At 39.0% G+C, this 6,014-nt stretch carries 4 protein-coding genes and 2 pseudogenes; 5 read left to right on the top strand and 1 reads right to left on the bottom strand.

Features of this window, described 5'->3' with window-relative positions:
• Positions 1-458 precede the first annotated feature (458 nt).
• The 3 genes and pseudogenes from K6984_RS35835 to K6984_RS36515 form a co-directional block, all read left to right on the top strand.
• Entirely contained in the window at positions 459-953 is a 495-nt protein-coding gene (locus K6984_RS35835; protein ID WP_338024564.1) for a hypothetical protein, read from the top strand.
• A gap of 506 nt (positions 954-1,459) precedes the next feature.
• Entirely contained in the window at positions 1,460-2,557 is a 1,098-nt protein-coding gene (locus K6984_RS22580; protein ID WP_221897533.1) for a replication initiator protein A, read from the top strand.
• Between the two features lie 1,326 nt (positions 2,558-3,883).
• A pseudogene (locus K6984_RS36515) lies at positions 3,884-4,189 on the top strand (division plane positioning ATPase MipZ); the annotation flags it as partial.
• A 55-nt stretch (positions 4,190-4,244) separates the two neighbouring features.
• On the opposite strand, the gene K6984_RS31565 reads toward K6984_RS36515, so the two are convergent.
• The gene (locus tag K6984_RS31565) at positions 4,245-4,556 is read right to left on the bottom strand and encodes a hypothetical protein (RefSeq protein WP_230988247.1); all 312 of its coding nucleotides are present in this window, start codon (positions 4,554-4,556) and stop codon (positions 4,245-4,247) included.
• Positions 4,557-4,568: 12 nt separating this feature from the next.
• Here K6984_RS31565 and K6984_RS22570 point away from each other — a divergent pair, with 12 nt between their 5' ends.
• On the top strand, positions 4,569-4,724 hold the full coding sequence (locus K6984_RS22570) for a hypothetical protein (RefSeq protein ID WP_221897535.1): 156 nt from the start codon (positions 4,569-4,571) through the stop codon (positions 4,722-4,724).
• A 19-nt stretch (positions 4,725-4,743) separates the two neighbouring features.
• Positions 4,744-6,006, top strand: a pseudogene (locus K6984_RS22565) (type I restriction-modification system subunit M); the annotation flags it as partial.
• Positions 6,007-6,014: the final 8 nt, after the last annotated feature.

Genomic DNA, 6,014 nt, shown 5'->3' with positions numbered 1-6,014 from the left:
GATAGGATTAGAATAATCTTGCCAAGCAAACTAATCAGCGTACAGGTAAGCCCTAAGTAGGTCAACGCTTAACTCAAACCCTGAGGCATCTTTAAAACTTTTTTCCAGTGGCTGTCTAGGGAGCCTGGGTATAAGTCCCGCATTCCGTATTCGGATACCGACTATTTCAATTTATCCGAAAAAGACGTTCGTATTGCAACCGCACGGAGGGAAAAGCCCAGTTCCTACAATGGAACAAATTAAGCATGTTCTTGAAACTATGCCAAATAATTCAGCTATAGAGCGGCGTAATCGTAGCCTAATAGCGTTCATACTTTTAACGGGCGCACGAGACAGTGCTATTGCATCTATGAAATTAAAGCATGTTGATATTAGTGGTCATAGTGTATTTCAGGATGCGCGAGAGGTGAATACTAAATTCAGCAAGACGTTTACCACTTTCTTTTTCCCTGTTGGGGATGATATTCAGCAAAATTGTTGCTGATTGGGTGCGTTACCTTAGAGAGGAGTTGCTTTGGGGGGATGATGATCCTTTATTCCCTAAGACTAACGTGGTTAATGGCGATGATAAAATGTTTGAAGCCTGTGGCTTCAAAAGAGAACATTGGAGTACAGCTTCGCCTATACGGGCTATTTTTCGTAATGCTTTTAAATCGGCTAATTTGCCGTATTTTAATCCGCATAGTTTTCGTAAGACACTGGTGACACTTGGGCAGAAGATATGCCAGTCCCCAGAAGAGTTCAAAGCATGGAGTCAAAATTTAGGGCATGAACAGGTTTTAACAACTCTGTATAGCTATGGAGAGGTGCAACAATCTAGGCAAGGGGAGATTATCCAGCAATTAAGCACTCCGCGCGTTGAATCTGTTTATCCAAGTCCTGATGAGTTTCTCCAAGCTGTTATGGGACGGCTGGATGCACAACAAGGGGGAAACTCCGCGCCTCCCGTATAAGCGTCAGTTTACAGTAAGATATAATGCCTGTTTGATAACGTCAGCATCAAGTCCTTATCCACTCAAGGCGGTGCTGGCTAATGGTTTTTTTTATAAAGCGTGGTAGTTAATTTACTGAAGTTTCCCAATTATTGAGTAGCTGAAATACACAATGCTGGTGTATCGAGGTTTATTTTAGGTGGTTTTGCCATGTTTATAGCAAACCCCTACTTAATTCCCCTTAGGCAATAGCATTTGAAACGAATGAAAAGACTATTTTTTCATATAGTTGTAGCATAGTTTCAATTTTACCATAAATAATTATTGGGAAACTTCAGCTATACAATACCTTCGCCAAAATGAAAAAAACACTCATTTTTATGAATTTTACATCCTATAAGCGATTGATTTATATAGGTGTAAGATTGTCATTTTTGGCTTAAATTAAAATTGGCGAAGGTATTGCTATAATATTTTTATAGCGAACCATTGAACCGTAAACGAACCACCCCAAAGGAGGTCATAGCATGATTGAATTATCAAAGGCGCGTGTTAAGCAGCTTGAAATAAAGGACGCGGTACTAATGCCTTATTATGATACAAGCGACCCGCGATATTTTGATAAAGGGAAAAAGAAAATGGCAGAAGATGAAGAAAAACAAAGCTTTTTATCTGATAATTGCGAAACATTCGCAGATTTAGAAGCCGCATATAACAACGTAAAAGACCCAGAACTTGCAAGGCGGCTAAAAAGCTTGAGTCGTAACTATAGAAAGCCGCCTAGAAATGATAAGCAATTAGATATATTTGAACCGCCGCCATTAACAGACATTGCCACTAAAGACGATATAAGTTTAATGGATATAGCTGTTTTTGGTTTGGGTAGAAAGCCACGTTTTGAACCTATTAAACATGATTTAAAAGATGCTGAAATAGTTGTGCAAGGTGGTACTGATTGCGGCATGGCAACTATATTTGATTATGATGTTTTTCTTTATATGATTTCATATTTAACCAATGAAATGAATAAGGTTAGGGAAGAAATAAAGGGAGGCCGTGAAGGTTATTTACCCCCCAGAAAAATAAAGCCCTCTGTCGCTGAACTTCTAAAATATTGTCGCCGAGATCATGGAGGCAAAAATTACAAGTTATTAGAAAAATCATTAGAGCGATTGAGTACTACTAAAATAAAGATAAGGCATGAAGGTAAAGGGCTTCGGCGTGTTGGTATGTTTAGTTTAATAGGTGATTACACGATTAAAACACAAAAAGAAACAGGTGTAATTATGTCTGTTTCTATTGATATTCCCCAATGGGTTTATGATGGAGTTGTAAGGGTTAATAATCCCACGGTTTTAACCCTGCCAAAAGAATATTTTTTATTAGATCAGGGGAACCATAGGTTTTTACATCGTTTATGTCGTAAAGCAGCAGGGAAGGGGGAAGCTAATTATAATTTACAAACAATTTATGAGCGGAGCGGTTCAACAAGTCCCTTTAGAAGCTGGAAAGCGAAATTTAAAAAATCTATTGAAGCTTTAGAAAATGATCCATTGCCTGATTATTCTGTTACATGGGAAAAAAAGAGCGGACGAATAAATATAAAAATGGTTTTTACTGGTTAAAGACAATTAGCGGACTTAGGGTGCAAAAATAGAGCTTGTGGATAGCAGCGGACTTAGGGTGCAACCTAGCGGACTTAGGGTGCAACCTAGCGGACTTAGGGTGCAACCTAGCGGACTTAGGGTGCAAATATTGGTATAAGCGACTGAATTATAAAATGAAATCAGCCCTAAAACTAATTAAAACTAATTAAAACTCTTTAAAACATTTTGGCTTGTGGATAACTTAACTAAAAATAAAAAAATAGGCTTTAGCATCGAGAGCAAAAAAGAATGAGTTGCCTGAGAGTATAATAACTAACAGGTCGAACCAGATTGCTGTAAAAAAAGTGTTAAACTCGATGTTCAAGTTTTCAGCTATAACTGGGCTAAGAAAAGTAAATTTTTCCGGCTTTGTTTTATAAGTGATTGATTTACAATGATGTTGATGCTTTCTTTGTCAGTAAAATTATCAATAAAATCAATCAGTTAAAAAACTTGAACATCGAGTTAAAGGGTCTTAATGTGAAGCACAATAGGAGGACTTATTTTATGCCGCCTTTAAGTAAAACTGATAGCTCAATTCATTAGAGTCAGATTCCCTTGTATTTTCTCATATAAGGGAATCTTTATGTATCGAGTATACGCTAAAAAAAGTTACTTCCTCCCTAGGGTAAAGAGTCGCCAGAATACTGTTGCTTGTTGCAATAAGCCAACCCTTTATTTTGGAATGGTTTACCGTTTAATCTTTGTTTTCTGTAACAGCTATAACAAACCACACACACAATTAGTCAATCGCTTATTGATGGGCATGTAAGCCCCTTAAAGACCCACAAAAACATTTAATGGGTGTGGTATGCAGGGGTTAGCTATTAAAGCGCCTTAAAAGCGATATAAAGCGCCTTTGGCGAAGAGCTGGCGCGCCATATTTACTGTGAGTTATCCTTTTTAGAGTACTCTGATTCAATTGTAAAAAACATCAGGCGCGTCCAAGATAGAAAATTCCAGATACGATAAAAAAAGTTACTTACCCCCTGGGCGAAGAATAAAAACAGGTTCATAACCAGGATTACACAAATACGTATCTTTTGCGACAGAACCCACTTTGCTTTTGCGTTCCATAAATCACCTGTTTATGTAGTAGTAAGCAGTAGTAATATTACTAAAAAATAGGATTGTTTTCCTATTAAGATATTTTTATTTTTTAATATCATAAAATAAAGATATTTATATATTTTACTATCGTAGTATTTTTATCTTCCTGTATTATTGTTTTACACAATTATAAAATAATGAGGTCATTATTATGGATGTTTGGTTTTTAGTTTGTTCTAAAGGGGGGTTGGAAAGTCTACAATTTCTACCAATATGGCGGTATGCGCCGCGAGAGCTGGAAAAAAGGTTTTGCTTGTCGATCTGGACGAGAAACAAAAATCCGCCGCGAATTGGTGGAAAAGACGGGAAATCGAGGACGATATAAAAGCGGTTATTGTTCCCCATGATATAGAAAAGGTAAAAGAGATTTACGGGTTTGCACAAAAACAGGGTTATGATTTAGTAATTTTCGATACTAAAGGCGCAAGCGATACCCTGCATAATGTGATTATCGGATTTGCAACACTTTGTATTGTTCCTGTTCAACCGTCTGTTTTTGATCTTGAGGCAATACCAAGCGCCGCTAATATGATTAAAAGCCTTGATAAGCCTTTTACTATTCTTGTTTCACGCTGCCCCCCAGTAGGTAATGAATTTGAAAAGTTGCGCTTAGGGCTTGCTGCTCATGGGCTTGTTTGTCCTTATTCGACCGTAGAACGCAAGGTATATCGCCACGCTGCGGGGCTTGGTCTTGGGGTTGGAGAATATGACGAAAAAGACAAAGCCGCCGAGGAAGTAAAAAATATTTATGACAGGCGCGCCATGCTACCTCACGAAATTCCGGGACTCCTGTCGCCGTAATTCGTTCACCTACGCAGCGAATAGGAGATGCTCCAGCCGCCCTGCGTCCGCCACAGACTGAGCACAAAGCAGCTCAGTCATGGCTACCACAAATGGCTCTACGGCTATTCGGGATAAAATTTTAGCCTCCCTCGCGCGCTATCGCGCACTTCGGATTGGCAAATTTCCCTGCGCCTTCTGGAGACTATCAGCCCGTCCGGGGCTGACAGCGGGCGAAGGTATTGTTAAAACATAATTAAAACAGGTATATCACCATGACAAGTACACAACAACGTAGCGAACTACAAAGCCAAATTTGGAAAATTGCGAATGAGGTTCGTGGGTCAGTCGATGGTTGGGATTTTAAGCAGTACGTATTAGGTGCTTTGTTCTATCGGTTTATAAGTGAAAACTTTGCCAGTTACATTGAAGCTGGTGATGGTAGTGTTCATTACGATGCTTTTTCCGATGATGATACACTCATTGCAGCAATCAAAGACGATGCAATTAAAACCAAAGGGTATTTCATCTACCCCAGCCAACTGTTTACCAACATAGCCGATAATGCCAATACTAACGATAACCTAAACACCGATTTAGCCACGATATTTTCCGCTATTGAAAGTTCAGCCAATGGCTACTCTTCTGAACCTGACATCAAAGGATTGTTCGCTGATTTTGACACGACCAGTAATCGTTTAGGTAATACTGTTGCCGATAAGAACAGTCGCTTAGCTGCCGTACTGAATGGTGTTAAGGGGCTAGGTTTTGGCAAGTTCCAAGACAACCAAATAGATTTATTTGGCGATGCCTATGAATTTTTAATTTCCAACTATGCCGCTAATGCAGGTAAATCAGGGGGTGAATTTTTCACGCCACAATGCGTAGCCAAGTTGATTGCTCAACTGGCGATGCACAAGCAAACAACGGTCAATAAAATTTATGACCCTGCCGCAGGTTCTGGATCCTTATTATTACAAGCAAAAAAACACTTTGATGCGCATATTATTGAAGACGGTTTTTTTGGTCAAGAAATAAACCACACCACCTATAACCTAGCGCGTATGAATATGTTCTTGCACAACATTAACTACGACAAGTTTAATATGATGTTGGGTAATACTCTAACTGAGCCGAAATTTAGTGATGACAAACCTTTTGATGCTATTGTCTCTAACCCTCCCTATTCAGTAAAATGGATTGGTAGCGGAGACCCTACGCTGATTAACGATGAACGCTTTGCGCCTGCGGGTGTATTAGCTCCGAAATCCAAAGCTGATTTTGCTTTTGTATTGCATTCCTTAAATTATTTATCCAGCAAAGGGCGTGCAGCGATTGTTTGCTTTCCGGGTCTTTTTTATCGTGGTGGAGCAGAACAAAAGATCCGTAAATACCTAGTCGATAACAACTATGTAGAAACTGTTATTTCTTTAGCCCCCAACCTATTCTTTGGCACCACAATTGCGGTTAACATCTTAGTGCTTTCCAAACATAAAACTGAGAACACAACCCAGTTTATTGATGCCAGTGGATTGTTTTAAAAAAG

Origin of the sequence: Bathymodiolus japonicus methanotrophic gill symbiont, from assembly GCF_019721995.1 — a bacterium.
GTDB lineage: Bacteria > Pseudomonadota > Gammaproteobacteria > Methylococcales > Methylomonadaceae > Methyloprofundus.
The sequence above is the reverse complement of the archived record's forward strand: the minus strand, read 5'-3'. Positions and strand labels throughout refer to the sequence as shown.